23 protein-coding genes are annotated in these 26,511 nt (G+C 54.0%); 7 read left to right on the top strand and 16 right to left on the bottom strand.

Annotation, left to right across the window (positions count from 1 at the left end; translation table 11 throughout):
• Positions 1 to 73 precede the first annotated feature (73 nt).
• Positions 74 to 1,087, bottom strand: a complete 1,014-nt coding sequence (locus B3729_RS06890) for a DUF481 domain-containing protein (protein ID WP_286787468.1) — start codon at positions 1,085 to 1,087, stop codon at positions 74 to 76.
• 186 nt (positions 1,088 to 1,273) lie between these two features.
• Here B3729_RS06890 and B3729_RS06885 point away from each other — a divergent pair, with 186 nt between their 5' ends.
• Both B3729_RS06885 and B3729_RS06880 read left to right on the top strand, forming a co-directional pair.
• Positions 1,274 to 1,627, top strand: a complete 354-nt coding sequence (locus B3729_RS06885; protein ID WP_074824768.1) for an MGMT family protein — start codon at positions 1,274 to 1,276, stop codon at positions 1,625 to 1,627.
• A gap of 29 nt (positions 1,628 to 1,656) precedes the next feature.
• Positions 1,657 to 3,393: an AmpG family muropeptide MFS transporter gene (locus B3729_RS06880; RefSeq protein ID WP_286787467.1), complete on the top strand. Its 1,737-nt coding sequence runs from the start codon at positions 1,657 to 1,659 to the stop codon at positions 3,391 to 3,393.
• Between the two features lie 29 nt (positions 3,394 to 3,422).
• On the opposite strand, the gene B3729_RS06875 is transcribed toward B3729_RS06880, so the two are convergent.
• Entirely contained in the window at positions 3,423 to 4,268 is an 846-nt protein-coding gene (locus B3729_RS06875) for a mechanosensitive ion channel family protein (protein ID WP_019366761.1), read from the bottom strand.
• A 120-nt stretch (positions 4,269 to 4,388) separates the two neighbouring features.
• Entirely contained in the window at positions 4,389 to 4,868 is a 480-nt protein-coding gene (locus tag B3729_RS06870) for a YajQ family cyclic di-GMP-binding protein (protein WP_010795300.1), read from the bottom strand.
• Positions 4,869 to 5,028: 160 nt separating this feature from the next.
• Between B3729_RS06870 and B3729_RS06865 the strand changes: the two genes are divergently transcribed.
• The 4 genes from B3729_RS06865 to B3729_RS06850 are packed head-to-tail and all read left to right on the top strand — an operon-like array spanning position 5,029 to position 9,660.
• A complete protein-coding gene (locus tag B3729_RS06865; RefSeq protein ID WP_286787466.1) occupies positions 5,029 to 5,943 on the top strand; it encodes a putative 2-dehydropantoate 2-reductase in 915 nt (304 codons plus the stop codon).
• 42 nt (positions 5,944 to 5,985) lie between these two features.
• Complete coding sequence (locus B3729_RS06860; RefSeq protein WP_286787465.1) at positions 5,986 to 8,007, top strand: sensor histidine kinase; 2,022 nt, start codon at positions 5,986 to 5,988, stop codon at positions 8,005 to 8,007.
• 17 nt (positions 8,008 to 8,024) lie between these two features.
• A complete protein-coding gene (locus tag B3729_RS06855; RefSeq protein WP_286787464.1) occupies positions 8,025 to 8,615 on the top strand; it encodes a cob(I)yrinic acid a,c-diamide adenosyltransferase in 591 nt (196 codons plus the stop codon).
• Positions 8,605 to 9,660, top strand: coding sequence for an ion transporter (locus tag B3729_RS06850; protein ID WP_197870955.1), 1,056 nt, complete (start codon positions 8,605 to 8,607; stop codon positions 9,658 to 9,660). Before B3729_RS06855 ends, B3729_RS06850 begins: the two co-directional genes overlap by 11 nt.
• Positions 9,661 to 9,699: 39 nt before the next feature.
• On the opposite strand, the gene B3729_RS06845 is transcribed toward B3729_RS06850, so the two are convergent.
• From B3729_RS06845 to secA, 4 genes are all read right to left on the bottom strand, one after another.
• Positions 9,700 to 10,644, bottom strand: a complete 945-nt coding sequence (locus B3729_RS06845; RefSeq protein WP_286787463.1) for a Nudix family hydrolase — start codon at positions 10,642 to 10,644, stop codon at positions 9,700 to 9,702.
• Positions 10,641 to 11,279 (bottom strand): glutathione S-transferase family protein, encoded by a 639-nt coding sequence (locus B3729_RS06840; RefSeq protein ID WP_286787462.1) that lies wholly within the window; start codon positions 11,277 to 11,279, stop codon positions 10,641 to 10,643. The genes B3729_RS06845 and B3729_RS06840 overlap by 4 nt, the downstream gene beginning before the upstream one ends.
• Positions 11,280 to 11,370: 91 nt before the next feature.
• On the bottom strand, positions 11,371 to 12,588 hold the full coding sequence (argJ, locus tag B3729_RS06835) for a bifunctional glutamate N-acetyltransferase/amino-acid acetyltransferase ArgJ (RefSeq protein ID WP_286787461.1): 1,218 nt from the start codon (positions 12,586 to 12,588) through the stop codon (positions 11,371 to 11,373).
• Positions 12,589 to 12,678: 90 nt separating this feature from the next.
• Positions 12,679 to 15,420: a preprotein translocase subunit SecA gene (gene secA, locus B3729_RS06830; RefSeq protein ID WP_010795308.1), complete on the bottom strand. Its 2,742-nt coding sequence runs from the start codon at positions 15,418 to 15,420 to the stop codon at positions 12,679 to 12,681.
• Between the two features lie 205 nt (positions 15,421 to 15,625).
• Here secA and B3729_RS06825 point away from each other — a divergent pair, with 205 nt between their 5' ends.
• Positions 15,626 to 16,090: a DciA family protein gene (locus B3729_RS06825; protein WP_010795309.1), complete on the top strand. Its 465-nt coding sequence runs from the start codon at positions 15,626 to 15,628 to the stop codon at positions 16,088 to 16,090.
• Between the two features lie 39 nt (positions 16,091 to 16,129).
• On the opposite strand, the gene lpxC is transcribed toward B3729_RS06825, so the two are convergent.
• From lpxC to murD, 9 genes are all read right to left on the bottom strand, one after another.
• Positions 16,130 to 17,041, bottom strand: a complete 912-nt coding sequence (gene lpxC / locus B3729_RS06820) for a UDP-3-O-acyl-N-acetylglucosamine deacetylase (RefSeq protein WP_010795310.1) — start codon at positions 17,039 to 17,041, stop codon at positions 16,130 to 16,132.
• 109 nt (positions 17,042 to 17,150) lie between these two features.
• A complete protein-coding gene (gene ftsZ, locus B3729_RS06815; RefSeq protein WP_010795311.1) occupies positions 17,151 to 18,323 on the bottom strand; it encodes a cell division protein FtsZ in 1,173 nt (390 codons plus the stop codon).
• 53 nt (positions 18,324 to 18,376) lie between these two features.
• A complete protein-coding gene (gene ftsA / locus B3729_RS06810) occupies positions 18,377 to 19,624 on the bottom strand; it encodes a cell division protein FtsA (RefSeq protein WP_010795312.1) in 1,248 nt (415 codons plus the stop codon).
• A gap of 24 nt (positions 19,625 to 19,648) precedes the next feature.
• The gene (locus B3729_RS06805; RefSeq protein ID WP_010795313.1) at positions 19,649 to 20,509 is read right to left on the bottom strand and encodes a cell division protein FtsQ/DivIB; all 861 of its coding nucleotides are present in this window, start codon (positions 20,507 to 20,509) and stop codon (positions 19,649 to 19,651) included.
• Position 20,510: 1 nt separating this feature from the next.
• A complete protein-coding gene (locus B3729_RS06800; protein WP_286787460.1) occupies positions 20,511 to 21,461 on the bottom strand; it encodes a D-alanine--D-alanine ligase in 951 nt (316 codons plus the stop codon).
• Positions 21,458 to 22,912 carry a UDP-N-acetylmuramate--L-alanine ligase gene (murC, locus tag B3729_RS06795; protein ID WP_010795315.1) on the bottom strand — a complete coding sequence of 485 codons (1,455 nt, stop codon included), beginning with the start codon at positions 22,910 to 22,912 and terminating at the stop codon, positions 21,458 to 21,460. The genes B3729_RS06800 and murC overlap by 4 nt, the downstream gene beginning before the upstream one ends.
• Positions 22,905 to 23,975, bottom strand: coding sequence for an undecaprenyldiphospho-muramoylpentapeptide beta-N-acetylglucosaminyltransferase (gene murG / locus B3729_RS06790; RefSeq protein ID WP_150346852.1), 1,071 nt, complete (start codon positions 23,973 to 23,975; stop codon positions 22,905 to 22,907). The genes murC and murG overlap by 8 nt, the downstream gene beginning before the upstream one ends.
• Complete coding sequence (gene ftsW, locus B3729_RS06785) at positions 23,965 to 25,164, bottom strand: putative lipid II flippase FtsW (RefSeq protein WP_010795317.1); 1,200 nt, start codon at positions 25,162 to 25,164, stop codon at positions 23,965 to 23,967. Before ftsW ends, murG begins: the two co-directional genes overlap by 11 nt.
• On the bottom strand, positions 25,164 to 26,510 hold the full coding sequence (gene murD / locus B3729_RS06780) for a UDP-N-acetylmuramoyl-L-alanine--D-glutamate ligase (RefSeq protein ID WP_286787459.1): 1,347 nt from the start codon (positions 26,508 to 26,510) through the stop codon (positions 25,164 to 25,166). The genes ftsW and murD overlap by 1 nt, the downstream gene beginning before the upstream one ends.
• Between the last annotated feature and the right edge of the window lies 1 nt (position 26,511).

The following is a 26,511-nucleotide window of genomic DNA, read 5'->3' as shown; positions in this document are numbered from 1 at the left end:
AGGTATGGATTGATGAGGAGTCAGCTGACTACTGGCTGGATAAGGCGCCACAAGGGCGCCCTAGCACAAGCAGTTACCACGTTACGCCAATCCCTGCGCTGTATTGGGTTTCGTTGAGACTTCCCTTGGCCCCGCTGACTAGCTGCTTTGACGCCTTCAGGTTAAGAGACGCCCAATTGGTGACCTTGTAGCGCAGCCCTAAATCCGTATCCAGGCTGAAGTCCGCGGTATTGTCCAGCGGGCGTCCTACTTCACCAGTAGTGAATAGCTGAACCGTCTGTCCGTATACGTAACGGTTGTAGTCCCACTTCATTGACACGGAGTAGAAGCTGTCCTTGTCACCATCGCGGTATTGATAGTCGGCGCGATCCAGCAGCGCTGTCAGGGAGAAGGATCCCAGCTCGTTATCCCAGAACTGATAGCCCGGGCCTGTACCAACGTTACGCTGGCGAGCGATGTCTTCAACTTTGTCCCTGTCGTAGGACAGCCGTCCCTGCCAGAAAAACTTTTCATTGAAGAAACGATCCAGCGCGTACTGAAGCGACCAGTTATCCGTGGATACCGCTCCGTCCTTCTTTTCACGGTCGTAACTGCCCTGGGCATTGTGACGCCACATACCGTGCCGAGCCTGGGTCTTGAAGTCGATGTCGTAGTCGTCTGTATCCTTGTCGGCACGCTTGTAATTCAATGCCGCATCGATGTTGCCCTTCCAGGTAAAGTCATGCAGGAGCGGCTTTGGTGGCACAATCTGGCTGATGCTCGCCAGAGGTACGGTCTGCGCGCCCTGCTCTGCCGTTTCGACAATGACCTGACCCTGGTCGGCAGGCTTGAGGCTCTTGACCTCGACATCCTCCTCGTATTCACCACGCTGCACCAGCACGGGCTGATCGCGCTGCAGCGTAGCCACCTTGTCCCAGGACAAGGGAATGGAGCCACCGTAATCGGTCTGCAACAATAGCTTCTTGCTGTCTAAAAGCTTGATCGTCCCGGTCAAGCGGTCACCATTTTTCAGCCATACCGTGTCCGCAAAAGCGGTACTGGAAAGGGCTGAAAAAGCGGCAAGGCAAAAGAGAGTTCGTGACAACATAAAAGACGCCGTTGTAGAGATATGAACCGGTTATGTTTGTCCGGCCCTTGTTAAGAAAGCAGAAATAATCGCGGGTGAGGTTGAGCAACCTTTTCACGCCAAGCGCATATGACTGATTTTCATTAGCAAATTCCACTGGCCCAGCATTTCTTTGCTTGTTTTTTGAAATACGTCGAGTTCAGTCCTATGCCTCACTCCCTTTTCCAACATTCAGACACACCCGAGACTCGCCAGGCAGCGCTTTTCGGCGTCATGGCAGAAATACCGCCTGGAAAGGTCGTCAGCTACGGTCAGTTAGCTGAACTGGCTGGCCTGGGCCGTGCGGCTCGATGGGTGGGACGGACACTTTCCCGTCTGCCGGAAGGGACCACCCTTCCCTGGCATCGAGTGATCGGGGCAGATGGTCGAATCAGCTTACCGTCCGATTCCCTTTCAGGTATCGAGCAACGACAGCGATTACGGGCTGAAGGCATCATTTTTCACAATGATCGGGTGGACATGCGTCGGCACAGGTGGAATCCACTTCAGGCTTGCGAGTAGAGTGTGTGTTTTTGTAAATACCGGTTCGCATGATCAGAAACTTCTGGCGAGAAGCCCTCGCCACGTACAAGTCCCCTGCCTGTCTGGCCTTGCTGCTGATGGGGTTTGCCGCAGGCCTTCCGACGATGCTGGTTTTCTCGACCCTGTCCGTCTGGTTGAGGGAGGCTGGCGTCTCGCGTGAAACCATCGGGTATGCCAGCTGGATCGGTCTTGCCTACGCCTTCAAATGGGTATGGTCGCCCATGCTCGATCAGTGGCGCCTGCCGGTCATTGGCAGTCTGGGCCGTCGACGCTCCTGGCTTGTGCTATCACAGGCATTGGTGGGAGTCGGACTACTGGGCATGGCCTTATGTAATCCTCAATATGACTTGAGCGCCATGATTGCATTGGCAGTAATGGTAGCGTTCGCTTCGGCTACGCAAGATATCGCTGTGGACGCCTATCGGCTGGAGATTGCCGAAGATTCGCATCAGGCTGCGCTGGCCGCCTGTTATATGACGGGTTACCGAATAGCCTCGCTCCTGGCAAGTGCTGGCGCCTTGTTCCTGGCTGAAATATTAGGCTCAAGTGTCCTGAATTATAGTCAGTCCGCCTGGGCGACTACTTATATGCTGTTTGCCTTACTGGTATTACCTGGGCTGCTTACCAGTCTCCTGATTCGAGAACCTCCGCTGGCCGCTCCCATGGGCCTCGCTGATTCTCGATTCGGCTTTAATCACCAGTTACTGTCTGTGACCCTTGTGTTGGTAATGCTGGTTTCCATTCCGGCCATGATCAACGCAATTATTGATTTTGCCTGGCCACGCGCACTGCTCTATGCCCTGTTTATTATTGGTTGCATATCTCCTTGGGGTCGTCGGATCTATGAGCCCATCAAGGATTTACTTGAAAAAGTCCGCCAACCTATGGATCTGCATCAGACCGCCTGTAATGCAGACGAAGTGCCACGCTTTGACTTTGCACACCAAGCAGTCTCGGTCATCGTATTGATCGTGTTATGTATTGCCGTAACGGGTGGCTGCAAATCCTTTTTTGGAGGCTATTGGCCTCGCGGCCTTATGTACCTTCTTATCGCAGCGCTTTGCTTATCCAGTTCGGGACGCAAGCTTATGGGACCTGTTCTGACACCGGTCAGCGAGTTCATACAGCGCTATCGATGGCAGGCCCTAATGCTGCTGGGTCTAATTTCGACCTATCGCCTATCCGATACCGTTATGGGGGTGATGGCGGGTGTATTTTATATTGATGTGGGATACAGCAAAGAGACTATTGCCACCGTCAGCAAGGTATTTGGGGTGGTCATGACCCTGCTTGGCGCAGCGGCGGGTGGCGTATTAACAGCACGGATAAGTATTCTTCCGATTCTTTTTCTGGGCGGTCTTGCTTCAGCGTTGACTAATTTACTGTTTGCCCTGATTGCTACAACAGGCGCTAACACCATGCTGCTAGTGATTGCAATCTGTTGCGATAATTTCAGTGCTGGGTTAGCGTCCTCCGCCTTTATTGCCTATCTGTCGAGCCTGACTAACCTTCGCTTCTCTGCAACTCAATATGCGCTTCTAAGCTCGCTTATGCTCTTGTTGCCACGCCTGCTAGGTGGATACTCTGGAAGCATGGTTGAGCATGTGGGGTATGTTTCATTCTTCATGATCACATCCCTATTAGGAATTCCAACACTGATTCTGATTGCAGTGCTCTGGATAAGGCAGCGAAGCCAGTCCAGTCGGCAAACAAGCACAGGCGAGCCAAGCATTTCTCCGCCGTAATAAAAAGCCCGCCAGTAGGCGGGCTTCGCTTAGGCAGCCTCTTTTTTCTCTGAAACCATATGCAGAACACGTTGGGGAAAAGGAATTCCGATACCAACTTCGCCAAGTCGATCTCGGACCTGTTCGTTCAGCATGAACATCAACGGCCAGTAATCCCCACTGTTAGTCCAGAAGCGCAGAGACAATGTAATTGCACTATCACCCAAGGCAGAAACAACCACCTCTGGTGCTGGATCACGGTGGACACGTGCATCTTCAGCTAACTTGAGCAGAACCTCCCGCCCTTTTTGCAGATCTGCCTCATAGTCCACGCCCACATCAAAAATCACCTTACGCTTGGCCTGGCGTGAGTAGTTAGTAATGATGCCATTAGAAAGTGTTCCGTTCGGGATCGTAACTGTCTTGTTGTCCCCCGTTAACAGAATCGTATGAAAGATCTGCACAGAATCAACCGTTCCCATTACACCCTGGGCCTCAATGAATTCGCCCACGCGGTAAGGGCGGAACATCAAGATCAGCACACCACCTGCAAAATTTGCCAAGCTGCCTTGCAACGCGAGCCCGACAGCCAGACCTGCAGCACCAATCACGGCCACAAAGGAGGTCGTGGCAATGCCAATCATGGAAGCCACACTGACGGCGAGCAGTACTTTGAGAACAATATTGGCCAAGCTGCCTACGAAACCGAGCAGCTCGGCATCAACGCGACGAGCCCTTAATAGGCGGGACATGTTGTCTGTTACTTTATTAATAACCCACCAGCCAATAGCTAGGGTAATCAGAGCCAGTAGCAGTTGCCCTATGTACTGCAGTATGACCGGCAGCCAGGCTTCAGAAGCAGCAAGAAGTCGGTCGAACTGCACACTTAGATCCATCGTTGGATTCTCCTTAAATCAATGGAAGATGACCGGCCTATAGCAGTTGGTCACGCTAAGTGCGACGTACCGGTACTAAGAAGGTTCCCGTCACGCGGGACGCCAAGTCATGCAGAAGGGCTAATCACGGAAATTATTGAACTGCAGCGGCATGCCCAATTCTTGGCCGCGCAACATGGCAATGGTTTCCTGAAGCTCATCGCGCTTCTTGCCAGTCACGCGGACCTGCTCGCCCTGGATTGCGGCCTGAACCTTGATCTTGCTGTCCTTGATGGTGGCAACGATTTTTTTGGCAAGCTCCTTATCGATGCCTTCACGCAGTACAACTTCCTGCTTGACACTTTTGCCAGAGGCATAGGCATCCTTAACTTCCAGACACTGCACATCGATCTTGCGCTTGGCTAAATTCATTTTCAGGATCTCCAACATCTGCTCAAGTTGAAAATCCGCTTCCGCCGTTAGCGTGACGGTAAGCTCTTTGAATTCAAAGGAGCCCTTTCCGCGTAGGTCATAGCGGCGATCCAGTTCCTTCATGGCATTTTCAACCGCATTGGTCACTTCATGTTTATCCAGTTCGGACACTACATCAAAAGAAGGCATGTCATATCTCCATGTAGGCCAGGCGCTTGACTTGATGCGACTGGCTTGACGATCAAAAAGGGGCAGCCATTATAACGACTGTGGTCGATTACCCGGAATTCCATCCTGCCCGGACGTGAAACATGGGTTCCTTCTATTTTTGCTAACGAGGTATAACGTCATGAGCTGGCACATTCTGGGAGCTGGAAGTCTGGGAGGGTTATGGGCAGCGCGCTTGTTTCGCGCAGGCATCCCGGTACGCCTGATCTTCAAAGACCGCTTGCGCCTGGCCCAATACCGGGCAGCCGGTGGGCTCTCCTTACGTGAGGGTGAGCAGGACAGCCTTTACCCATTGCCTGCCGAAACACCTCAAGAGACCTCCCCCATCCGACGCCTGCTGGTGGCCTGCAAGGCTTACGATGCGGAGGACGCCGTCGCAGCCGTGGCATCCCGCCTCATTCCTGGCGCTGAAGTGGTTCTGCTGCAGAACGGCATTGGCAGCCAGGAACGCGTAGTCGAGCGTATACCGCGGGCTCGCTGCATACTTGCAAGCAGCACGGAAGGCGCCTTCCGTGAGTCCGATTTCAGCATCGTCCAGGCTGGGAAAGGCCACACTTGGCTGGGTGATCCGGCTCATCCCGATCATGTACCGGAGTGGCTGGATGAGCTCAACGAGGCGGGCATACCGGTCCAGTGGTCAATAGAAATCATGGGGCAACTCTGGCGCAAGCTTGCCATCAACTGTGCCATCAACCCTTTAACGGTGCTCCATAAATGCCGTAATGGTGAGCTCAACGCCTACGCTAGCGAGATCAAAGCCCTCACCCTTGAACTGGGCGCGTTATTAGAGGCAGTCGGGCACGGAAACCTTGCCCCTGGCCTTCAGGAAGCGGTGCTGGCTGTAATTGATGCGACTGCCGACAACACCTCATCGATGCTTCAGGACGTTGCTCATGGACGTCGTACGGAAATCAGTTTTTTGCTTGGCCATGCGCTGCAAGAGGCTCAGCGCCATGGACTCAAGCTGGACGCCCTTGAGCAACTCCATCGCCACTTGATCGATCATCTGGAGACCCATGGATTGCCGGTAGACTAAGCGCAGGCTACCCTTTCCGATCCTATTGCAGCGATGTAAGCCATGATTCTGCGCGAGCGACTCAGAAATCTTCCGGTTGGCCAGAAGTTGTTGGCTGCGCTTCTTGTACTGTTAAGCGCTGTGTTGCTGGTAGCTAACATTACCTTCATCTCTGCAGCCTACTGGATTTCCCAGGAAAACATGACGCCCCAGGCGTTGCAAACGGTTGGCAGGCTGCTGGCAATCCCCACGCTGAGCCAGGAGGCGCTGAGCTCCAAGGAGCGGGCTGAAGCGCTTCTGCATCGACTCGACAATTACAGCCCGCTCCGCCTGGCCGCCATTTACAACCAGGACGGGCATCTACTTGCCGAAATACAAAATGGCACGTTGCTAAAGCTGCCTACGCATTACACAAGCCTTGAAAACTGGCGCTTGCGTGAGTTTCGTACGAATGTGCTGATCGAGCTTCCTCAAGAAGATGGCCGCTCCGGCCATTTGCTGCTGGTCGCCAGCAGCGAGTTACCCGGGGCCTTCTATACCGGAACGCTGACCGCCAGTATCGCCATTCTGGTGTTCAGTCTCCTGCTCTGGTTTGTTGTGGCCAGACAGATTCGTCTGTTGATCACCCGGCCGATCCTTCAGTTGGAAGAGCTGTCTCGCCAGGTTACCCGCGAGGAAAATTACTCGCTGCGCGCTGGCAAGGGTAGTGACGACGAAATAGGTCGGCTGGCAGATGCTTTCAATACGATGCTGACCCGCATCGAGGGCCGCGAGCAACAGCTCAAACGCGCCCGTGATGACGCCCAGTCCGCAGTGCTTCAGGCTCAAACCTTGGCCGAAGAAACACGTCGCTCGAACCGGAAGCTCGAACTGGAAGTTCAGGTACGGGGCAAGATTGAGAAAAAGCTCACCGGCTTTCAAAATTACCTCAACAGCATCATCGACTCGATGCCATCGGCACTGATTGCTGTCGATGAACAATTCTATGTGACGCAGTGGAACCAGGAGGCAACCAACCTCTCAGGCACCAATCTGGATGAGGCGTTAAATCAACCTATTTTTCTGGCCTTCCCCTCAATCAAGCCGTTTCTTCCCCAGCTAAGTCGCGCTGCCGAACATATGCGTGTGGAAAAAGTAGAGCGTGTCACCTGGGCGCTGATTGACGCTCCCCGACATTACACGCTGACATTTTATCCACTCATGGGCGGTGCCGGACGCGGAGTCGTCATCCGAATCGATGACATCACCCAGCGCCTGAACATGGAAGAGCTGATGGTGCAGTCCGAAAAAATGCTCTCGGTCGGTGGCTTAGCTGCGGGCATGGCGCATGAAATTAATAATCCGCTCGGTGCCATCCTGCATAACGTCCAGAATATCCGCCGCCGACTTTCGCCAGAGCTTCCCAAGAATATCGATCAGGCAGCAGAGTGCGGCGTGGGACTGGAGGATGTGAACTGCTACCTGGAGGGACGGGAAATCCCCCGCCTTCTTGATGGGATTCATCAGGCTGGAAGCCGTGCCGCCAAAATCGTCAGTCACATGCTGGCTTTCAGTCGTCGAAGCAACCGCAAGATGGTCGCCTGCGACCTGCCCTCCTTGATCGACCAGGCCATCGAAATTGCTGGCAATGATTTTGACCTGGCAGAAGGTTTCGACTTCCGCGCACTCAATATCCAGTGTGAATTTGACCCGGATCTAGGCCCCGTACCGGTTATTGCCAATGAACTTGAGCAGGTTCTCCTCAATCTGTTGAAGAACGCGGCCCAGGCCATTCATCAACGGGACGATGAAGAAGAAGGCGAAACGGGCCGTGTGGTGCTGCGTACATACCGCCGAGGAGATTGGGCAGAAATTCAGGTTGAGGACAATGGGATCGGAATTCCGGAATCAATTTGCAAGCGGATCTTCGAACCCTTCTTTACCACCAAGGAAGTGGGACAAGGGACCGGACTGGGTTTGTCCGTGTCTTATTTCATCATTACCAATAACCACAAGGGTCAAATGGAGGTCCATTCCAGACCTGGTGAAGGCACCTGCTTTACCCTGCGCTTGCCGCTCAATCAGCCGGAGGCAGGCAACGACTGATACCAAGGAGCTTGTACATGGGCTATCGCCTGTCAAAAATTTACACCCGAACCGGTGACACAGGCGAAACAGGTCTGGCAGACGGCAGCCGCGTCCGCAAGGATCATCCTCGTATCGAGGCCATTGGTGATGTGGACGAACTCAATAGCATGCTAGGCGTTCTGCTTGCAGAGCTGGAGGATCAGCAGGCTCACATCCCCGAGCTTGCCTCCGTCATTGACGTCCTGGCGCCCTGCCAGCATCGCCTGTTCGATCTGGGTGGTGAGTTGGCCATGCCAGATTATCGCGCGCTGGACTACGATGAGATCGAACGACTGGAGCAGGCGATCGATAGCTGGAATGAAGAGCTGGGGCCTCTCGAGAACTTCATCCTGCCCGGCGGTTCACGCGCCGTTGCGTTGGCTCATACCGCACGCAGCATCGCTCGGCGTGCCGAGCGGCGTTGCCAGACGTTAAACCTAAGCGAGCCGCTCGAAGGTGTAGGGATGGCTTATCTCAACCGCCTTTCGGACTTGCTGTTTGTTGTCGCACGTATCATTGGTAGGCGTCAGGGTATTGCCGAGCACTTGTGGAAGCCGGCTCAGAAAGCGGGACATCATGATGGCTGATCCCACCGCCATTCCACCGACACGTCGCCGCGAAGGACTCCATGCCGCCTGGGATGGATTCATTCTCGTATTGGTATGCGCCAATCTGGCGTTGATTCTGTTTGATAGCCTTTATTCAATTGGCCCGTTGAATCGTCTGGTTGAGCTGGCCAGCCCCACTGCACATGGCTGGTATGCTCATTATGTGCATGCACACTTCCAGACAATCGATCTCTGCTTTGTTGCATTTTTCATTCTGGATGTACTGCTGAGCTGGGCGATTGCCATTGCAGAGCGGTGTCATGGCAAGTGGTGGTACTACCCTTTTATTCACTGGTATGACGTTCTAGGTTGCATTCCGCTGAGTGGCTTCCGCCTCCTGAGAGCCTTGCGCGTCGCCTCCCTGCTTATTCGTCTGCAACGGCTGGGCCTCATCGACATTCGTCATTGGCGCCTCTACGAGTTTCTTAATCACTACTATCAGCTCTTGATGGAGGAAATCTCCGATCGCGTCATGATTAAAATCTTCGGCGAGATACAGGAAGAGCTTCGTACGCAGGACGACTTTTCCAGCCGCGTTATCGACGATGTCATTCGACCACGCAAACAGCAGTTGATAGATGCGGTCGCCTCGCGATTACAACGCATGATCAATGAAAGCTATGCTCATAACCAGGCTACGCTGCATCGCTATGTCAGCGAATTGATCAGCTCGGCAGTAGCCGAAAACGAGGACATCAAATCCCTGAAGCGACTTCCCATGGGCGATCGCCTCGCCAAGTCTCTCGACAATACGCTTGCCGATATCGTCAATCGCCTGATCCGTGAGGCGGTTGTTGGTCTGCAGTCAAGAGACTTTAAGGCGTTGGCCAGCCGTATTGCTGATCGTAGCTTCGATGAAAGTCTGCCTCGAGGACAAACGGATCTTGATGAAGTACTGGTCGAAATTCTTGAAGTATTCAAGCAAAAGGTTATTGCTCGCCGAGCTAGCGAGCTGGGTGAACTACTGCTGCCCACCCCGCTGGCTGACGCCTCTCAGCTAACGGGGCCAGACAGGCCTCGTTAGATAGATTCCGGTGACCGTATCAGCACCGGAACTCAACGTTCACTCCGCAGGCCAAAAAGCGCGGATACCCGCTACCCCCTGGGCACCCGACGCCCAGGCACGGGACAAGTCAGCCGGCCCTAGGCCGCCTAGCAGATATGCAGGATGGTTAAATGCCTTCAAAAGCGCTTCCGCGGCTTCCCATCCCAGCGTCGGCGCTCCTGGGTGAGACTCGGTAGGTTGAACAGGAGAAAGCGTTACGAAGTCCACTCCCATCTGCCTGGCAAGCTCAAGCTCCTCAGCATTATGACAAGACGCTGCCAGCCAACGGTGCTCAGGAAAAGGTCGCCCATTGTCAGCGTAACGGCGCAGCTGCTGGCTGGTTATATGCCATCCGGCAGCCGGAAAGTCACCCAACCATTCCAATGGCCCCTTGAGCATGAGCTGAGCACGGCCAGCACAGAGTCCTTGCGCATCCACTGCGAGGTCACGGTATTGAGGATCGAATGAGGCAGGCGTGCGCAGCTGAACCAGCTCGATACCTGCATCCAATGCTCTGGCAAGCCCATTAAGCAACGCCTTCGGCTCAAGATCCCCTGGCGTGATCAGATAGGTGCGTGGTAGCCGGGCAGCCTTGACGATAGGAATGTTTGCCTCAGGAAATTCATAGTCGGGCAAGTCACGTGGCCGTACCCAAGCCAACGGTTGGCCTTCGAGTCCTTTGGCCTCCCCTGCAAATGAAGTGACCTCCCATACGTCGAGTAGAACCGACTTATCCGTATAGTCATGGCAAACCTGGATCAATGGACGGCAGGTCTCTACCTGAATGCCTAACTCTTCGCTCAGCTCACGAGCCAGGGCGACCTGAACATCCTCGCCAGGCTCGACCTTTCCACCTGGAAACTCCCACAAACCACCTTGGTGCTGCTCCTTTGATCGCTTTGCTATCAGGATGTCACCTTGAGGATTGCGAATAACCGCTGCTGCGACGTGAACTCGACTCATGAAATAACCTCTTTCTCTTTCAATGCCTCCTCATACCAGCGTTGGAATGCAGGCCATGCGTAAATGGCATTTACATATCCATCAGCATCGGATGCAAGAGACACAGAATAACTTCTCAGGCGTGTAGCGACAGGGGCATAAAAAGCGTCAGCAATACTGGCACGACCAAACAGGAACGGCCCCTCTGCACCAAAACGCTCACGGCACTCTGCCCATAAGAAACAGATACGCTTGATGTCATTTTCAGCTTCGGCAGGTATCGTCGCGAGCCGTTGGCGGCGCTTCAGGTCCATGGGCAGATGATTACGCAACGCTGAAAAACCGCTGTGCATTTCAGCACACAATGAACGGGCCATTGCCCGCGCGGCAGCGTCAGACGGCCACAGTCCTGCTTGCGAGTAGTTTTCGGCCATATACTCGGCAATTGCTAGAGAATCCCAGATGACGCCTTCCGGGGTCTTCAGGACAGGTACCTTACCGGTAGGAGAGTGCTGTCTAAGCCGCGCACGGCTGTCTGGTGTGTAGAGCGGAATTTGGAGCTCGTCATAGGTAGCACCGGACAGCTCCATGACCAGCCAAGCTCTAAGCGACCAAGACGAGTAATTTTTGTTACCGATAACCAGGGTAAGAGACACGCGCCTCTCCTTATCCACAATCATGCATCTATAGGAGCACAAGAGAGGCGCGTTATGAAACGATTCCTCAATAAATCGGGAATGTTTCGCGTCAGGTGCGGTATTCCGCGTTGATCTTCACGTATTCATGGGACAGATCCGTTGTCCAGATCGTCTCACTGCAATGTCCACGACCCAATTCAATACGAATGCCAATTTCCTCTTTGCTCATGACTTCAGCGCCTTGCGCCTCGGTATAGGTCGCGGCGCGACCGCCTTTTTGAGCAATACAGACATCACCAAGGAAAACATCGATCAGGCTGACATCCAACTCCGGAACGCCTGCCCGGCCAACTGCAGCCAGAATGCGTCCCCAATTGGGGTCAGAGGCAAACAATGCTGTCTTGATCAGTGGGGAATGTGCCACAGCATAGGCTACGTCCAGGCATTCCTGATGATTCTTGCCGCCGTTGACTTCCACCGTTACAAACTTGGTTGCACCCTCGCCGTCTCGAACGATGGCTTGGGCAAGCTCCATGGACACCTCGAAAATCGCTCGTTTGAGTTGTGCGAACAGTTCGCCTTCGGCTCTATCAATCTCGGGGAGCAATGACTTGCCGGTAGCGATCAGCATGCAGCAGTCATTGGTAGAGGTATCGCCATCGATGGTGATGCGATTGAAGGATTTATTGGAAGCGTCACGCAACAAATCCTGCAGAACGGGTTGAGCCACCTTTGCATCCGTCGCAATGTAGCCCAGCATGGTAGCCATGTTGGGACGAATCATCCCGGCGCCCTTGCTGATGCCCGTCACGGTGACGGTTTGCCCGTCAAAGGTAAACTGCCGGCTCGCCCCCTTGGGCAGGGTATCAGTCGTCATGATACCGCTGGCCGCTTGGGCCCAATTGTCTGCCTTAAGATCAGCCAGCGCTGCAGGCAGGGCAGCTTCGATCTTCTCGACAGGCAACGGCTCACCAATCACGCCTGTTGAAAACGGCAGAATGGCTGAGGCTTCCACCCCGGTCAAATCGGCAAGCGCTTGACAGATACGCTCCGCAGCGGCCATTCCAGGCTCGCCGGTACCTGCATTGGCGTTACCTGTGTTGGTCAGCAGATAACGCACATCACCTGCAAATCGTTTACGCGCCAAAACAACCGGAGCGGCACAAAATGCATTGGTCGTAAAAACCCCAGCGACCCGCGCACCCTCTTCACAACGCATTACAACCACATCCTTGCGTCCAGGACGCTTGATGCCGGCAGATGCAATACCAAGCTCGAATCCTGGAACAGGATGTAACGTAGACAACGGGCCGAGACCAACAGCCATGAGGTTTCTCCTGTAGCTAACAATGAAACGCCGCGAGCGGCTGAGCCGGTCGCGGCGATAGGGTCATAACGTGCGCACGTCAGCCAGGCATTAGTCCAGCTTGCCGTGGCAATGCTTGTACTTTTTACCGGATCCGCACGGGCAAGGCTCGTTACGGCCTATTTTCTGCTCGTTGCGTGCAGGCTCAAGGGGTACGACTGTGTCTTCGCCCTCTTCCGGTACCTGTACCTCAGGCTGCGCAATGGAAGGCGCTTCGGCATGCTGGAATTGCATACGTTTGGCCAGCTCCTCGGCCTCATGACGCATGCGCGCCTCTTCTTCGGCAGCGTCTTCACGACGAACCTGAACGTGAGAGAGCACACGAATCGTGTCACGCTTGACGCTTTCCAGAAGTTCCTGGAACAGGTTGAAGGACTCGCGCTTGTACTCTTGCTTCGGGTTCTTTTGCGCATAGCCACGCAGGTGAATACCGTGACGCAGATGGTCCATTGTAGTCAGGTGATCTTTCCACAGATCGTCCATGACACGCAGCAGCATCTGCTTCTCGAAGCTGCGCAGAGCCTCGGCACCTGCCATCTCTTCCTTCTCATGATAGGCCGCCACCAGCGTTTCGAGAATTTTCTCGCGAAGTGTTTCCTCGTACAGCTTGTCGTCTTCATCCAGCCACTGCTGAATCGGTAGCTTGAGTCCGAAGTCGTTATAGATCGCTTCTTCAAGCCCTGCCACATCCCACTGCTCAGGCAAGGATTGCGGTGGAATATGGGCGCTGAATGTTTGCGCCAACGCATCACGGCGGAACTCGTTGATCGTCTCACCCACATCCTGCGATTCCAGCAGGGTGTTACGCATGTGATAGATCACCTTACGCTGTTCATTGGCGACATCATCATATTCGAGCAGCTGCTTACGAATATCGAAGTTCCGACCTTCCACTTTGCGCTGAGCTTTCTCGATGGCATTGGTTACCATGCGGTGCTCGATGGCCTCGCCTGCTTCCATGCCCAACGCCTTCATGAAATTCTTCACGCGATCAGACGCGAAGATACGCATCAGGTTATCTTCAAGGGACAGGTAGAAACGGCTGGAGCCCGGGTCACCCTGACGGCCTGCACGACCACGCAGCTGGTTATCGATACGGCGTGATTCGTGGCGTTCAGAGGCAATCACATGCAGGCCACCCGACTCGATGACCTGCTGATGACGCTTCTGCCACTCGGCCTTTATCTGAGCGATCTGTTCTTCAGTAGGATTCTCAAGGGCTGCAACTTCAGCTTCCCAGTTACCCCCCAAGAGGATATCGGTACCACGGCCAGCCATGTTGGTAGCAATCGTTACCATACCGGGACGCCCCGCCTGAGCAATGATCTCAGCCTCACGATCGTGGTATTTGGCGTTCAGTACCTTGTGCTCAATACCTTCCTTTTGCAGCAGATGAGACAGGTATTCGGAGCTTTCAATCGACGCGGTACCTACCAGTACCGGACGACCTGACTCCTGGCATTGCTTGACGTCAACGATAATCGCCGCATATTTCTCTTCCTGGGTCAGATACACCAAGTCGTTGAAATCCTTACGTGCCAGCGGTCTGTGGGTTGGAATCACAATAACGTCCAGACCATAGATCTGACGGAATTCAAACGCCTCGGTGTCCGCCGTACCGGTCATGCCAGCCAGCTTGTTATACAGCCGGAAATAGTTCTGGAAGGTAGTAGAAGCCAATGTCTGGCTTTCAGCCTGGATAGGCAGACCTTCTTTCGCTTCGATCGCCTGATGCAGGCCCTCGGACAGACGACGTCCGGGCATCGTGCGGCCGGTATGCTCATCAATGAGCAGGACCTGGTTGTCCTGAACAATATATTCCACGTTACGGTGGAACAGCTTGTGTGCACGAAGCGCTGCGTAGACGTGAGTGAGAAGAGAAAGATTATGCGCTGAGTACAGGCTTTCACCTTCAGCCAGCAGACCCGCCTGGGTAAGCAGTTCCTCAATGAACTGGTGTCCCTGCTCGGTTATTTCCACCTGACGTGTTTTTTCGTCAATGGTGTAATGGCCTTCCTTCTCCTCCTCTCCCTCCACAGCCTCAACGTGCTGCTGAAGACGAGGAATGAGCTTATTGATCTGGATGTACAGCTGTGAGCTGTCTTCCGCCTGACCAGAAATAATCAGTGGCGTACGCGCCTCGTCGATAAGAATGGAGTCTACTTCGTCGACAACGGCAAAATTCAGCTCACGCTGATATTTCTCCTCGATACTGAACGCCATGTTATCGCGCAGATAATCAAAGCCGAATTCATTGTTGGTACCGTAGGTGATATCCGCTGCGTAAGCCGCACGCTTTTCCTCCGGCGGCTGGAAAGGCATGACAATGCCTACCGTCAGCCCTAGAAATTCATACAGCGGGCGCATCCAGTTCGCGTCACGGCGAGCCAGATAGTCGTTCACGGTGACTACGTGGACGCCTTTACCAGACAAGGCATTCAAATATACCGGCAGCGTTCCTACCAATGTCTTACCTTCACCGGTACGCATCTCGGCAATCTTGCCCTCGTGAAGCGTCATACCGCCGATGAGCTGGACGTCGAAATGGCGCATACCCATTACGCGCTTGCCCGCTTCGCGAGTTACGGCAAAGGCTTCAGGCAGGATATCGTCCAGTGTCTCGCCTTTAGCCAAACGCTCTTTGAACTCGAACGTCTTGGCACGCAATTGCTCGTCAGACAACCCAATAATCTGCTGTTCCAATGCATTAACGGCCTGTACGGCCTTGCTCATGCGCTTTACTTCTCGCTCGTTTTTACTTCCAAAGAGTTTCTTTAACAAAGGCGCAAACATATCGACTTGGGTCTTCCACTCGGAGAAATGGGGGGCGGCGGATCGGTGCCATCGCCCGCGCCGTCAAAAAGACAATGGGGCATTCTACTCGGAAACGCCGACGAGAAAAGGTTGACATCACTCAAAGGTCGGATTTCTGAATAGGTTTATCCGACTCATGAGGTTCATCTGTTAACATGCCAACCCCTGTCTGGAGTGCGCACACATGGTTTTTCGTCCTATTGTTGCCGTAGCGCCTGCCACCTTGCTTCGGCAGGCCAAACCCTTGAAACCATTACTGTACCAGGCAGAGCGTCTCGAACGGCTACAACGCCTAGTCGATGCACAGCTACAACCTGCAGCACGCGAGCACTGTAAAGTCGCAACCTGGCAGGACGGGTGTCTTCTGCTCATTATTACGGATGGACATTGGGCTACACGTTTGCGTTACCAGCAGCGCCGCTTGCTTCGACAGCTTCAGCAGTCTTCAGAATTTACAGCTCTTCAAAAGATACTGTTCAAGGTCAAACCCAACCCTGATCCAAATCGAAAGCCAGGCCCACGACGCGAGCTTTCCAATGTCGCTGCAGAAAGCCTGCTATCCACGGCTGAAGGTATCTCAGACCCTTCACTGCGCGCCGCGCTTGAGCGACTGGCCAGTAGAGCGCAGCCGAAAAAGACAGAAGAATAAAAAAGCCACCTTAAAGGTGGCTTTTTTAACACGCGTTCCTTACACCGCAGCAGCTGGCCGCATGTAAGAAATAGGAGCATCGCTAGAGCCTTCGAACGTTACAACTTCCCACGCATCAGGCTGAGCAATTAATGCACGTAGCAAGCGGTTGTTCATGGCATGCCCGGACTTATAGCCCCGGTACTCGCCAATCAAGCTTTTGCCTAGCAGATAAAGATCGCCAATGGCGTCTAGTATCTTGTGCTTTACAAACTCATCCTCATAACGAAGACCGTCTTCGTTGAGTACACCATGCTCATCAACAACGATAGCGTTTTCAACGCTTCCGCCCAGAGCCAAGTTATGAGAGCGCAGGAATTCCAGATCCCGCATAAAGCCAAAGGTACGAGCCCGGCTGACTTCCTTGAGGAAGGAGGTGCTGGAAAAATCTACGGAAGCCTTCTGAGTACGACCGCTGACCACTGGATGGTCGAAATCGATCTCAAAGCTGACCTTGAACCCGTCAAACGGTACAAACGTCGCACGCTTATCACCGTCTACGACGCTGACTTCACGCTTGATACGAATGAACTGCTTTGCAGATTCCTGTTCTTCGATGCCAGCGGACTGGATCAAGAACACGAACGGACCGGCGCTTCCATCCATAATTGGAACTTCAGCGGCGGACAGTTCTACATACGCATTGTCGATGCCCAGACCTGCCAGTGCAGACAACAAATGCTCCACAGTGCCGACCTTGACACCACCCTGAATGAGATTGGTCGACATCGTGGTTTCGCCTACATACTCAGCCCAGGCGCGGATTTCCACGACCGGGTCCAAATCAATGCGGCGAAACACGATTCCGGTGTCTACGGGCGCTGGCTTCAGAGTGAGATATACCTTCTCCCCCGAATGCAGGCCAACGCCTGTAGCGCGAATAGTGTTCTTTAATGTGCGTTGTCTAATCATGACAGTTGCCGTTCATCGCTGATCGCGAATAGTTGTCAATAATGGGTCGATCATAACAGAACGACCCATTAATTCCCACCAATCACACAGATTGCATCGATTAATCTATTCAATCAGCCTGACGACGCAGGAACGCCGGAATATCAAGATAATCCAGATCATCGTTTGGATTCATCTTGGCTGCAGCAGCAGAGCTTGTATGGTTCTGGCTACGCATGACGGTCGGGCGATCCAGATCACGATAATTGACGGCAGCATGCTCCTGACGCGGCGCAACGTTAGCCTGCTGAGTAGAGTTATCGACCACCTTGACCGGCTTTTCAAGACGGGCGCCTAAACCGGTAGCAACCACAGTAACATGGAGCTCATCACGCATTTCCGGATCGATTACTGCGCCAACCTTGACGGTTGCATGCTCAGAAGCGAAGTCCTCAATGATCTCGCCCACTGCAGCGTACTCACCCAGAGATAGATCCAGACCTGCAGTGATGTTGACCAGAATACCGCGAGCCCCATGCAGGTTGACGTCTTCCAGGAGTGGATTACGGATAGCGGCCTCAGTCGCTTCACGTGCACGGTTCGGGCCGCTGGCATGACCAGTTCCCATCATGGCCATGCCCATCTCACCCATAACCGTCTTGACGTCAGCAAAGTCAACGTTCATCAAGCCAGGACGCTGCATGATGTCCGAGATACCACGAACTGCGCCAGCCAATACATCGTCAGCTTTGGCGAAAGCGGCCAGCAGACTGGCATCCTTGCCGAGAATGGTCAGCAGTTTCTCATTGGGGATGGTAATGAGAGAGTCGACGCATTCGGAAAGGGAGCGAATACCCTCATCAGCCACCTGCATGCGCTTGCGACCTTCAAAGGGGAACGGGCGAGTTACCACGGCGACGGTGAGGATACCCATCTCCTTGGCAACTTCAGCAATAATCGGGGCGGCACCCGTACCTGTACCACCACCCATACCGGTAGTGATGAAAACCATATCGGCGCCTTCCAGAACTTCCGCGATACGCTCGCGATCTTCCATGGCTGCCTGACGGCCAATCTCAGGGTTCGTACCTGCGCCCAAGCCCTTCGTTACCCCTGGGCCAAGTTGCAGCACTGTACGAGAGCTCACATTTTTTAGCGCCTGGGCATCCGTGTTGGCACAGATGAATTCGACGCCTTCCACGCCGCTCTTCACCATGTGGTTAACGGCGTTACCACCACCACCACCTACACCGATGACCTTAATGACTGCGCTCTGTGGAATATTGTCTACGAGCTCGAACATAATCCCCTCTCTTCCTCTCGGTTTTCGCCTACTGCTGCCGCGATTGAATTAGATTACAAATTGCCCTGGACCCAGCGCTTTATACGCTCCAGGACTGAATTCTTGGGTTCGTCACTGCTGTATCCGCCGGTGACAACCGGCACATTGTCGGATTGCTTCTGCAACCCATAGAGCAACAGGCCTACACCTGTTGAATAAATTGGGTTACGTACAACATCGGTCAGCCCCTTGACCGTCTGCGGTACGCCAAGACGCACCGGCATATGGAAAATCTCCTCGGCAAGCTCAACTGCCCCTTCCATCTTTGCAGTACCGCCGGTTAATACGATCCCTGCCGGAATCAAGTCTTCATATCCGCTGCGGCGCAACTCTGCCTGAACAAGCGTGAAGAGCTCATCGTAACGCGGCTCTACTACCTCAGCCAATGCCTGACGCGAAAGTTCGCGAGGCGGCCTTTCTCCCACACTGGGCACCTTGATGGTCTCCCCAGCCCCCGCCAGCTTTGCCAGAGCACAAGCATACCGAATCTTGATCTCTTCCGCATATTGTGTAGGCGTTCGCAAAGCCATGGCGATGTCATTTGTGACCTGATCGCCTGCAATGGGAATAACCGCCGTATGACGAATGGCGCCCTCTGTAAAAATGGCTATATCAGTCGTTCCGCCACCAATATCCACCAGGCATACGCCCAGCTCCTTCTCATCATCCGTCAGAACGGAATATGCAGAAGCCAGTTGCTCAAGAATGATGTCGTCGACCTCCAATCCGCAACGACGAACACATTTCTCGATATTTTGAGCAGCATTTACGGCACAGGTCACTACGTGGACTTTAGCCTCCAGACGAACACCGGACATACCAAGCGGCTCACGTACACCTTCCTGGTTGTCGATGACATAGTCTTGAGCCAAAGTGTGCAAGACCCGTTGATCAGCTGGTATCGCCACAGCTTGAGCTGCGTCAAGAACACGATCGATATCAGCAGGGCTGACCTCCCGATCACGAATAGCCACGATACCGTGGGAATTCAGGCTACGGATATGGTTGCCTGCAATGCCTACAAATGCCGAATGAATACGGCAGCCCGCCATGAGCTGGGCCTCTTCTACTGCGCGCTGAATCGACTGGACCGTGGATTCGATATTGACCACTACGCCTTTTTTCAAACCGCGGGAAGGATGCGTGCCGATGCCCACAATCTCGACCTGACCATCGGAAGACACCTCACCCACCAAGGCCACAACCTTTGAGGTTCCGATGTCCAGTCCGACGATCATCTTGCCGCTCTGCACGTTCGCCATGTTTATTGAATTCTCCTCAATTCTTTATTCGGCACGGGCTGACGCTACAGTTGTGGGAGCTACCGGCTCACGCCACGCCACCGCCAGCCCGTTTGGATAACGCAAGTCGATGCGAGCAATATTGGCCATCTGATCCTTGAGTACTTGGTCATACATCTTGACGAAGCGCCGCATCTTGTCCACGAGGTCATCACGACCAAAAATCAATTCAACGCCCTGACCCGTAGTCAGGAACCAACTCCCCCGATCATGCATTTCCAGCCGCGTAACCGTGAATCCAAGTGGACGCAGCATCTGACTGAACAATTGATACTGCTGCATTACCTGCTGCTGCGCACGTTGCGGCCCATAGAGGCGTGGCAGGTTGTCGTAATGTGCCAGATCCTTAGGTGCAAAGGCCTCGCCCTGGTTATTCAGCAGGGCTTCGTCCCCCCAGCGCGCAACAGGGAGCTGCTCCTCAAGATGGATGGCGACTTCATCCGGCCAAACACGGCGAACCTCTGCATGGGCAATCCAGGGCATCTGCTCAAGTGCCTGACGCATATTGGCCAGATCGATTGAGAAGAATGTCCCGTCAGCATAGGGCGCGATACGTTGCTGCACAGCCTCTCGGCTGATGTAGCTCAGGTCACCTTCGACATTCACCTTCGTGATTGGACGATCCGCATAAGGCAGCAGCTGTTGAGACAGCTCATATGTGCCGAAGCCAAGCCCTACCAGCAGAAGTGGCCAGGCCACACGCTTAAAGAGATTGAAGCTGGGCTTTGGCAGCCGAGCCGAGACAGGCTCCTTTTCCACCAGGCGGCTTGCACCACGCGGTGGTACCTTGCCACGAAGTGGCGTGCGACCCAATCCAGGTTGTGTATGACGAAGTGTCGTGACCATGTTAGCCCCTCGACTCCATTGTGCCTGCCAGAACCGTCAGGACAAGTTGTTGATAATCAAGGCCTGCGGCCTTGGCTGCCATGGGAACAAGGCTATGGTCCGTCATGCCGGGGACTGTATTGACTTCCAGCAGCCAGAACCGACCCTCTTTATCCTGCATGACATCAACGCGCGCCCAGCCAGCAGTCCCCACGACCTCACAGGCATGACGAGCCAATACCTTGAGTTCCAACTCACGCTCCTCATCAAGGCCACACGGAACCTGATAGCGAGTGTCGGATGCCAGGTATTTGGCGTCATAGTCATAGAAGTCGTGAGTAGTACCCAGACGAATAGGCGGCAGTACCTGATCGCCCAACAGGGCGACAGTAAACTCAGGACCGCTAATCCATTGTTCGACAAGAACTTGCGAATCGTACGTCGAGGCGGACTGCCAAGCAGTGATCAGCTCATTAACACTGTTCACCTTGGCCATACCAATGCTGGAACCTTCATGGGCGGGTTTGACGATAAGTGGAAACCCGAGTTCCTCAGCAGCCTTCCGACAATCAGACTCACAGCACAAAACGGCGTATTTAGGCGTGGACAGACCCTGGCTCAACCAGAGGTGTTTTGTTTTCAGCTTATCCATGGCCAATGCGGAAGCCAGCACTCCACTTCCTGTATAGGGTATACCCAGGCACTCCAACAGCCCTTGCATGCTACCGTCTTCCCCACCCCGTCCATGCAGGACGATAAAGGCACGGTCTACCTGTTCAGTGTTCAAACGCTGCAGCAGATCCTGACCAACATCGATACCGAACGCATCAACGTCCGCAGCCTGCAGCGCAGCCAGCACCATTTTCCCTGAATTAAGGGAAACTTCGCGCTCGGCACTCTTGCCACCATACAACACGGCAACACGACCGTAATCGGCTGGCTGGATCGACATTGGATCAAGGATGGCGCTCATAGCGACTTCCTCAGAAAGTCAGAATTGAACAAGGGGCTTTTTATCAATTGCGGAGCCAGAGTGCCGATATCACCAGCACCTTGGCAGAGGAGAATATCCCCAGCCTTCAGGAGAGGCTTGATAAGAGGAGCAAGCTCGGTACCACGCTCGATGTAGATTGGGTCTAGCTGACCACGTTGACGGATACTATGACAGAGACGGCGGCTGTCGGCACCTGGAATCGGCTCTTCACCTGCCGGATAGACTTCCATCAACAACAATACATTGGCATCAGCCAGGACCTGCACGAAATCATCGTACAAATCACGTGTACGGCTATAGCGATGGGGCTGATAAACCATGACCAGGCGGCGCTCAGGCCAACCACCACGAACGGCCTTTATTACCGCAGCCACTTCACGGGGATGATGACCATAATCATCTACCAGCATCACACTGCCATTTTCGACAGGCAGTTCGCCGTATACCTGAAAGCGACGACCTACTCCCTGGAATTCAGACAGGCCCGCTACGATGGCGTCATCGCTAAGCCCTTCATCTGTTGCAATGGCGATAGTTGCCAGCGCGTTGAGTACATTATGTACTCCTGGCATGTTCACAGACACCGCCAAGGGTTCACGACCATTGCGAAGCACGGTGAAATAGGTACGCATGCCTTTTTGGCGGATATCGACTGCGCGGACGTCTGCATCCTCGCTGGTGCCGTAAGTCACCGTGGGACGCGCAACCTGAGGAATGATCTCACGTACGACCGGATCGTCAACGCACAGTACAGCCAGTCCATAGAACGGCAAATTATGCAGAAAATCGATAAAGGTTTTCTTCAGCCGACTGAAGTCCCCTTCATACGTATCCATGTGATCGGCGTCGATATTGGTTACTACCGCCACCATAGGCTGAAGATGCAGAAAGCTCGCATCACTTTCATCAGCCTCGGCAACGAGATAACGACTGGTTCCAAGTTGAGCATTAGTCCCTGCTGCATTCAGGCGACCACCGATGACAAAGGTAGGATCGAGGCCTTCGGCCGCCAGCACGGAAGCAATCAGACTTGTAGTTGTGGTTTTCCCATGAGTACCTGCTACTGCAATTCCATGCCGGTACCGCATCAGCTCAGCCAGCATTTCAGCGCGAGGAACCACAGGAATACGGTTTTCCAGGGCAGCTGCCACTTCAGGGTTGGACTTGTTGATAGCGCTGGAAACGACTAGTACGTCCACGCGCTCAAGATTTTCGGCGCTATGACCTATATAAATCTTGGCACCAAATTGCTGCAAGCGCTCGGTAACAGGAGAAGCCCGGAGGTCGGAGCCGGATACTTCGTACCCCAGATTGAGCAGAACCTCGGCAATTCCACACATGCCTACGCCGCCGATTCCTACAAAATGAATTCGCCGAATGCTACGCATACGACGCACTTCTGCCTGGATTGCGCTCTGGGATTTAACCATTGGCCACCTCCAGGCAGGCATCTACCACGGCTCGGGTTGCATCAGGCTTAGCCAGGGCATGGCTACGAGTGGCCATGGCAGTTAATCGTTCGGGTTGCATCAAAACCTCAGTTAGCTGTGCGGCAATCGCCGTCGCATCAGTCATTTTCTGCGGGAACAAAAGGGCTGCGCCCTCGTTCACCAAAAATTCAGCATTGCGTGTCTGGTGATCATCAATGGCATGAGGCAGTGGGATCAGAAATGCCGGCAAGCCTGCGGCCGTAAGCTCACTTACCGTCAGTGCACCTGCGCGGCAGATCACAAGGTCAGCCCAGGCATAAGCCTGAGCCATATCCGAGATGAATGGCATCACCTCTGCATCAAGATTCGAGGAGCTATAGCGCTGCAGTGTTACTTCAGCATGCTGCCGCCCTGCCTGGTGTTTCACGTTAGGACGCAGGCCGGCGGATACCTGAGCAAGCGCTTCAGGCACAAGTTTATTGATAGGCTCTGCACCAAGGCTGCCACCCAAAATCAGCAGATTGACCCTACGCCCTTCAAAAGAAGGCCGCACGGTTTGCAGGAAAAGCTCCTTGCGAACGGGGTTACCTGTACTTAACCGCTTGGGAGACGCGGCGAACGTGGCAGGAAAACCTTCGCATACTTTTTTTGCGATAGGCGCAAGCAGGCGGTTTGCAGTACCGGCAACTGCATTCTGCTCGTGAATAATAAGAGGAACGCCAGACAGACGAGCCGCCATACCGCCAGGCCCCGTGACGAAGCCCCCCATACCCAGCACACAGACAGGCTTGAGAGTACGCATGATGCCGAGCGCCTGCATTAGGGCTCCGCTGAGCTGAAAGGGAGCTTTCAGCAGTGACTGCATACCCTTACCACGCAGTCCGGTAACGGTAATACGGTGTAAGGGAAGACCTGCTTGCGGGACGACATCATTTTCAATACCACGAGGCGTACCCAGCCAATGAACGGTATACCCCCGACTTTCAAACTCCCTGGCGCAGGCCAGCGCGGGAAAAACGTGTCCCCCAGTACCGCCTGCCATGATGAGGACATTACCGGACATCAGCAAAATCCTCTTCCGAAAACTCAACTTCCTCGTCGTTCATGAGTGTCCGTCTTTCCCACTCGATCCTAAGCAACAATGCCATGCTGATGCAGCAGATGATCAGCGAACTTCCGCCATAGCTTAAAAATGGCAGTGTCAGTCCCTTGGTAGGCAATAGCCCGACATTTACGCCGATATTGATCAGGAACTGGCCAATCCAGAGCATGGAAAGTCCATACGCCATATAGGCTGCAAAATACTGTTTGGCCTGCTCTGCCCAATAGCCAATGTAAAGGCCGCGTACGCATACAAAGAGAAACAACCCGACGGTGGCCAAGGCTCCGACAAGCCCCAACTCTTCTGCCAGAACGGCAAATACAAAGTCAGTGTGAGCTTCTGGCAGGTAGAACTGCTTCTGGATGCTGTTACCCAAGCCAAGCCCGAACCAGCCTCCTCGGCCAAAAGCGATTAATGCCTGAGTGAGCTGGTAGCCCGACCCAAACTGATCAGCCCAAGGGTCGGTAAAGGTGATGAGACGCTGCATACGGTACTCCTGGGTCTGAACCAGGATAAACACCGCCAGAACAGCCAGGGCCACCATTAGAATGAAACGGAACAACCCTACGCCACCCAGAAACAGCATGACAGCGGCTGCACCCATCATGACAACCGTTGCCCCGAAGTCTGGCTCACGCAGCAGAAGCATGGCCAGCGGAAGCAACACAATGAAAGGTTTGAAAAAACCGGCCCAGCTACGTCGCACTTCCTGCTCTCGCCGCACCAGATAGCCGGCCAGGTAAATCACAACGAATACCTTGGCTATTTCGGAAGGCTGAACGTTAAATAAACCGAAGCCGATCCAGCGCAGCGATCCATTTACTTCACGGCCAATTCCGGGAATCAACACCATAATCAGCAAGGCGAATGCGGCAATTAGCAGAGTTCCACCAAAACGCTGCCAGGTAGCCATTGGGATCATGAGCGTGGCTCCGCAACCCACGATACCTATAGCCAGATAGATCAGGTGTCGAATCATGTAATAGAGGGGGTTTCCAGCCTGAGCGGCTGCTACTTCCGACGATGCGGAAGTGATCATGACCAAGCCCAAACCGAGCAAGGCCAGACAGCCAGCCAGCAAAGGAAAGTCAAGATCAACACCGTTCCGGCTGATGAGCGGCGAAGGATAAGGGCGCAGCAAGGAAAACATCAATTAAGCGCCTCCACGGCCTGAGCAAACAACCGCCCACGCTCTTCAAAATTACGGAACATGTCCAGGCTTGCGCACGCTGGAGACAAGAGAACAGCATCACCAGGCTCGGCTAACGCTGCGGCTCTCTCGACGGCTTGCTCTAGTGTGGAGACATGAACGATCGTGATATCGGTATTCAAGGATTCAGCCAAGCGTTCAGCGTCCCGTCCAAGCAGAACGACTGCGCGGCAGAAAGCACTTATCGGTTTGCGGAGCGGTTCGAAATCGGCTCCTTTGCCATCGCCGCCAGCCAAAAGCACCAGTTTGCCTGCGATATCGCTTCCCAATCCTTCGATAGCAGCCAACGCAGCACCTACGTTGGTAGCTTTTGAATCATTGTAATAGTGCACACCAGCCTTCTCACCTACCCACTGGCAACGGTGAGCCAAACCTGAAAACTCGCGAAGTGCTTCCAGCATCGGCTCGAAAGGCAATCCGGCAGCATGTCCCAAGGCTAACGCAGCCAAGGCATTGGCCTGATTATGGGCGCCACGAATCTTTAGGTCCTTTACAGGCATGAGCGGATCGAACTGAAAAGCCAGCCACTTCTCACCGTCGTGCTCACGCAGGCCGAAGCCGTTGAAATCCGGCTGACCACAACCAAATGTCCAACATGGGACTTGCTCGGACACCAACGGGCGAGACAAGGGATCATCCCGATTGACGACCACCTGACGTGCGCCTCTGAAGATCCGGTGCTTGGCCAGATGGTAAGCAGCCATACCACTGTAGCGATCCATGTGATCTTCACTGACGTTCAATACCGTGGCCACCTCAGCATTCAACCGCTCACAGGTTTCCAATTGAAAACTGGACAGCTCAAGCACATAAAGGTCGACATTGTCGTCCAATAGATCCAGCGCTGGCGTTCCAAGGTTTCCGCCTACGCCGACGTGCTTGCCCGCCTTGCAGGCCATTTCACCAACAAGGGTCGTTACGGTGCTTTTAGCGTTGGACCCAGTAATCGCAACGATAGGCGCCTTGGCCAGACGGGCAAACAATTCAATGTCACCGGAAAGCCTGACGCCCTGCTCCGCCGCCTTCTGAATTGCAGGCGTCTGCAATGACAAGCCGGGGCTGACATAAAGCTCACTGGCGCGGTTCAAGAAATCGGCATCCAATTCACCACAGCGCACCTCTACCTGTGGATAGTGGGTGCGCAGTGTTTCCAGCTCAGGCGGGTTTTCCCGCGTGTCCACCACAGCGAATGGAACACCTTGGCGCGCCAAATGGCGAACCAGCGACATGCCACTCTTGCCAAGGCCTACAACAATGCGAAACTGGTCGGAAGCGATCAGGCTCATG

Origin of the sequence: Pseudomonas sp. UBA3149, from assembly GCF_002364655.1 — a bacterium.
In the GTDB taxonomy this organism is placed as follows: Bacteria; Pseudomonadota; Gammaproteobacteria; order Pseudomonadales; family Pseudomonadaceae; genus Chryseomonas; species Chryseomonas luteola.
The sequence above is the reverse complement of the archived record's forward strand: the minus strand, read 5'-3'. Positions and strand labels throughout refer to the sequence as shown.

Bases quoted from the DNA above. Each gene is read 5' to 3' on its own strand.
- B3729_RS06890 (WP_286787468.1), bottom strand. From the start codon at position 1,087: ATGTTGTCACGAACTCTCTTTTGCCTTGCCGCTTTTTCAGCCCTTTCC.
- B3729_RS06885 (WP_074824768.1), top strand. From the start codon at position 1,274: ATGCCTCACTCCCTTTTCCAACATTCAGACACACCCGAGACTCGCCAG.
- B3729_RS06880 (WP_286787467.1), top strand. From the start codon at position 1,657: ATGATCAGAAACTTCTGGCGAGAAGCCCTCGCCACGTACAAGTCCCCT.
- B3729_RS06875 (WP_019366761.1), bottom strand. From the start codon at position 4,268: ATGGATCTAAGTGTGCAGTTCGACCGACTTCTTGCTGCTTCTGAAGCC.
- B3729_RS06870 (WP_010795300.1), bottom strand. From the start codon at position 4,868: ATGCCTTCTTTTGATGTAGTGTCCGAACTGGATAAACATGAAGTGACC.
- B3729_RS06865 (WP_286787466.1), top strand. From the start codon at position 5,029: ATGAGCTGGCACATTCTGGGAGCTGGAAGTCTGGGAGGGTTATGGGCA.
- B3729_RS06860 (WP_286787465.1), top strand. From the start codon at position 5,986: ATGATTCTGCGCGAGCGACTCAGAAATCTTCCGGTTGGCCAGAAGTTG.
- B3729_RS06855 (WP_286787464.1), top strand. From the start codon at position 8,025: ATGGGCTATCGCCTGTCAAAAATTTACACCCGAACCGGTGACACAGGC.
- B3729_RS06850 (WP_197870955.1), top strand. From the start codon at position 8,605: ATGATGGCTGATCCCACCGCCATTCCACCGACACGTCGCCGCGAAGGA.
- B3729_RS06845 (WP_286787463.1), bottom strand. From the start codon at position 10,644: ATGAGTCGAGTTCACGTCGCAGCAGCGGTTATTCGCAATCCTCAAGGT.
- argJ (WP_286787461.1), bottom strand. From the start codon at position 12,588: ATGGCTGTTGGTCTCGGCCCGTTGTCTACGTTACATCCTGTTCCAGGA.
- secA (WP_010795308.1), bottom strand. From the start codon at position 15,420: ATGTTTGCGCCTTTGTTAAAGAAACTCTTTGGAAGTAAAAACGAGCGA.
- B3729_RS06825 (WP_010795309.1), top strand. From the start codon at position 15,626: ATGGTTTTTCGTCCTATTGTTGCCGTAGCGCCTGCCACCTTGCTTCGG.
- lpxC (WP_010795310.1), bottom strand. From the start codon at position 17,041: ATGATTAGACAACGCACATTAAAGAACACTATTCGCGCTACAGGCGTT.
- ftsZ (WP_010795311.1), bottom strand. From the start codon at position 18,323: ATGTTCGAGCTCGTAGACAATATTCCACAGAGCGCAGTCATTAAGGTC.
- ftsA (WP_010795312.1), bottom strand. From the start codon at position 19,624: ATGGCGAACGTGCAGAGCGGCAAGATGATCGTCGGACTGGACATCGGA.
- B3729_RS06805 (WP_010795313.1), bottom strand. From the start codon at position 20,509: ATGGTCACGACACTTCGTCATACACAACCTGGATTGGGTCGCACGCCA.
- B3729_RS06800 (WP_286787460.1), bottom strand. From the start codon at position 21,461: ATGAGCGCCATCCTTGATCCAATGTCGATCCAGCCAGCCGATTACGGT.
- murC (WP_010795315.1), bottom strand. From the start codon at position 22,912: ATGGTTAAATCCCAGAGCGCAATCCAGGCAGAAGTGCGTCGTATGCGT.
- murG (WP_150346852.1), bottom strand. From the start codon at position 23,975: ATGTCCGGTAATGTCCTCATCATGGCAGGCGGTACTGGGGGACACGTT.
- ftsW (WP_010795317.1), bottom strand. From the start codon at position 25,164: ATGTTTTCCTTGCTGCGCCCTTATCCTTCGCCGCTCATCAGCCGGAAC.
- murD (WP_286787459.1), bottom strand. From the start codon at position 26,510: ATGAGCCTGATCGCTTCCGACCAGTTTCGCATTGTTGTAGGCCTTGGC.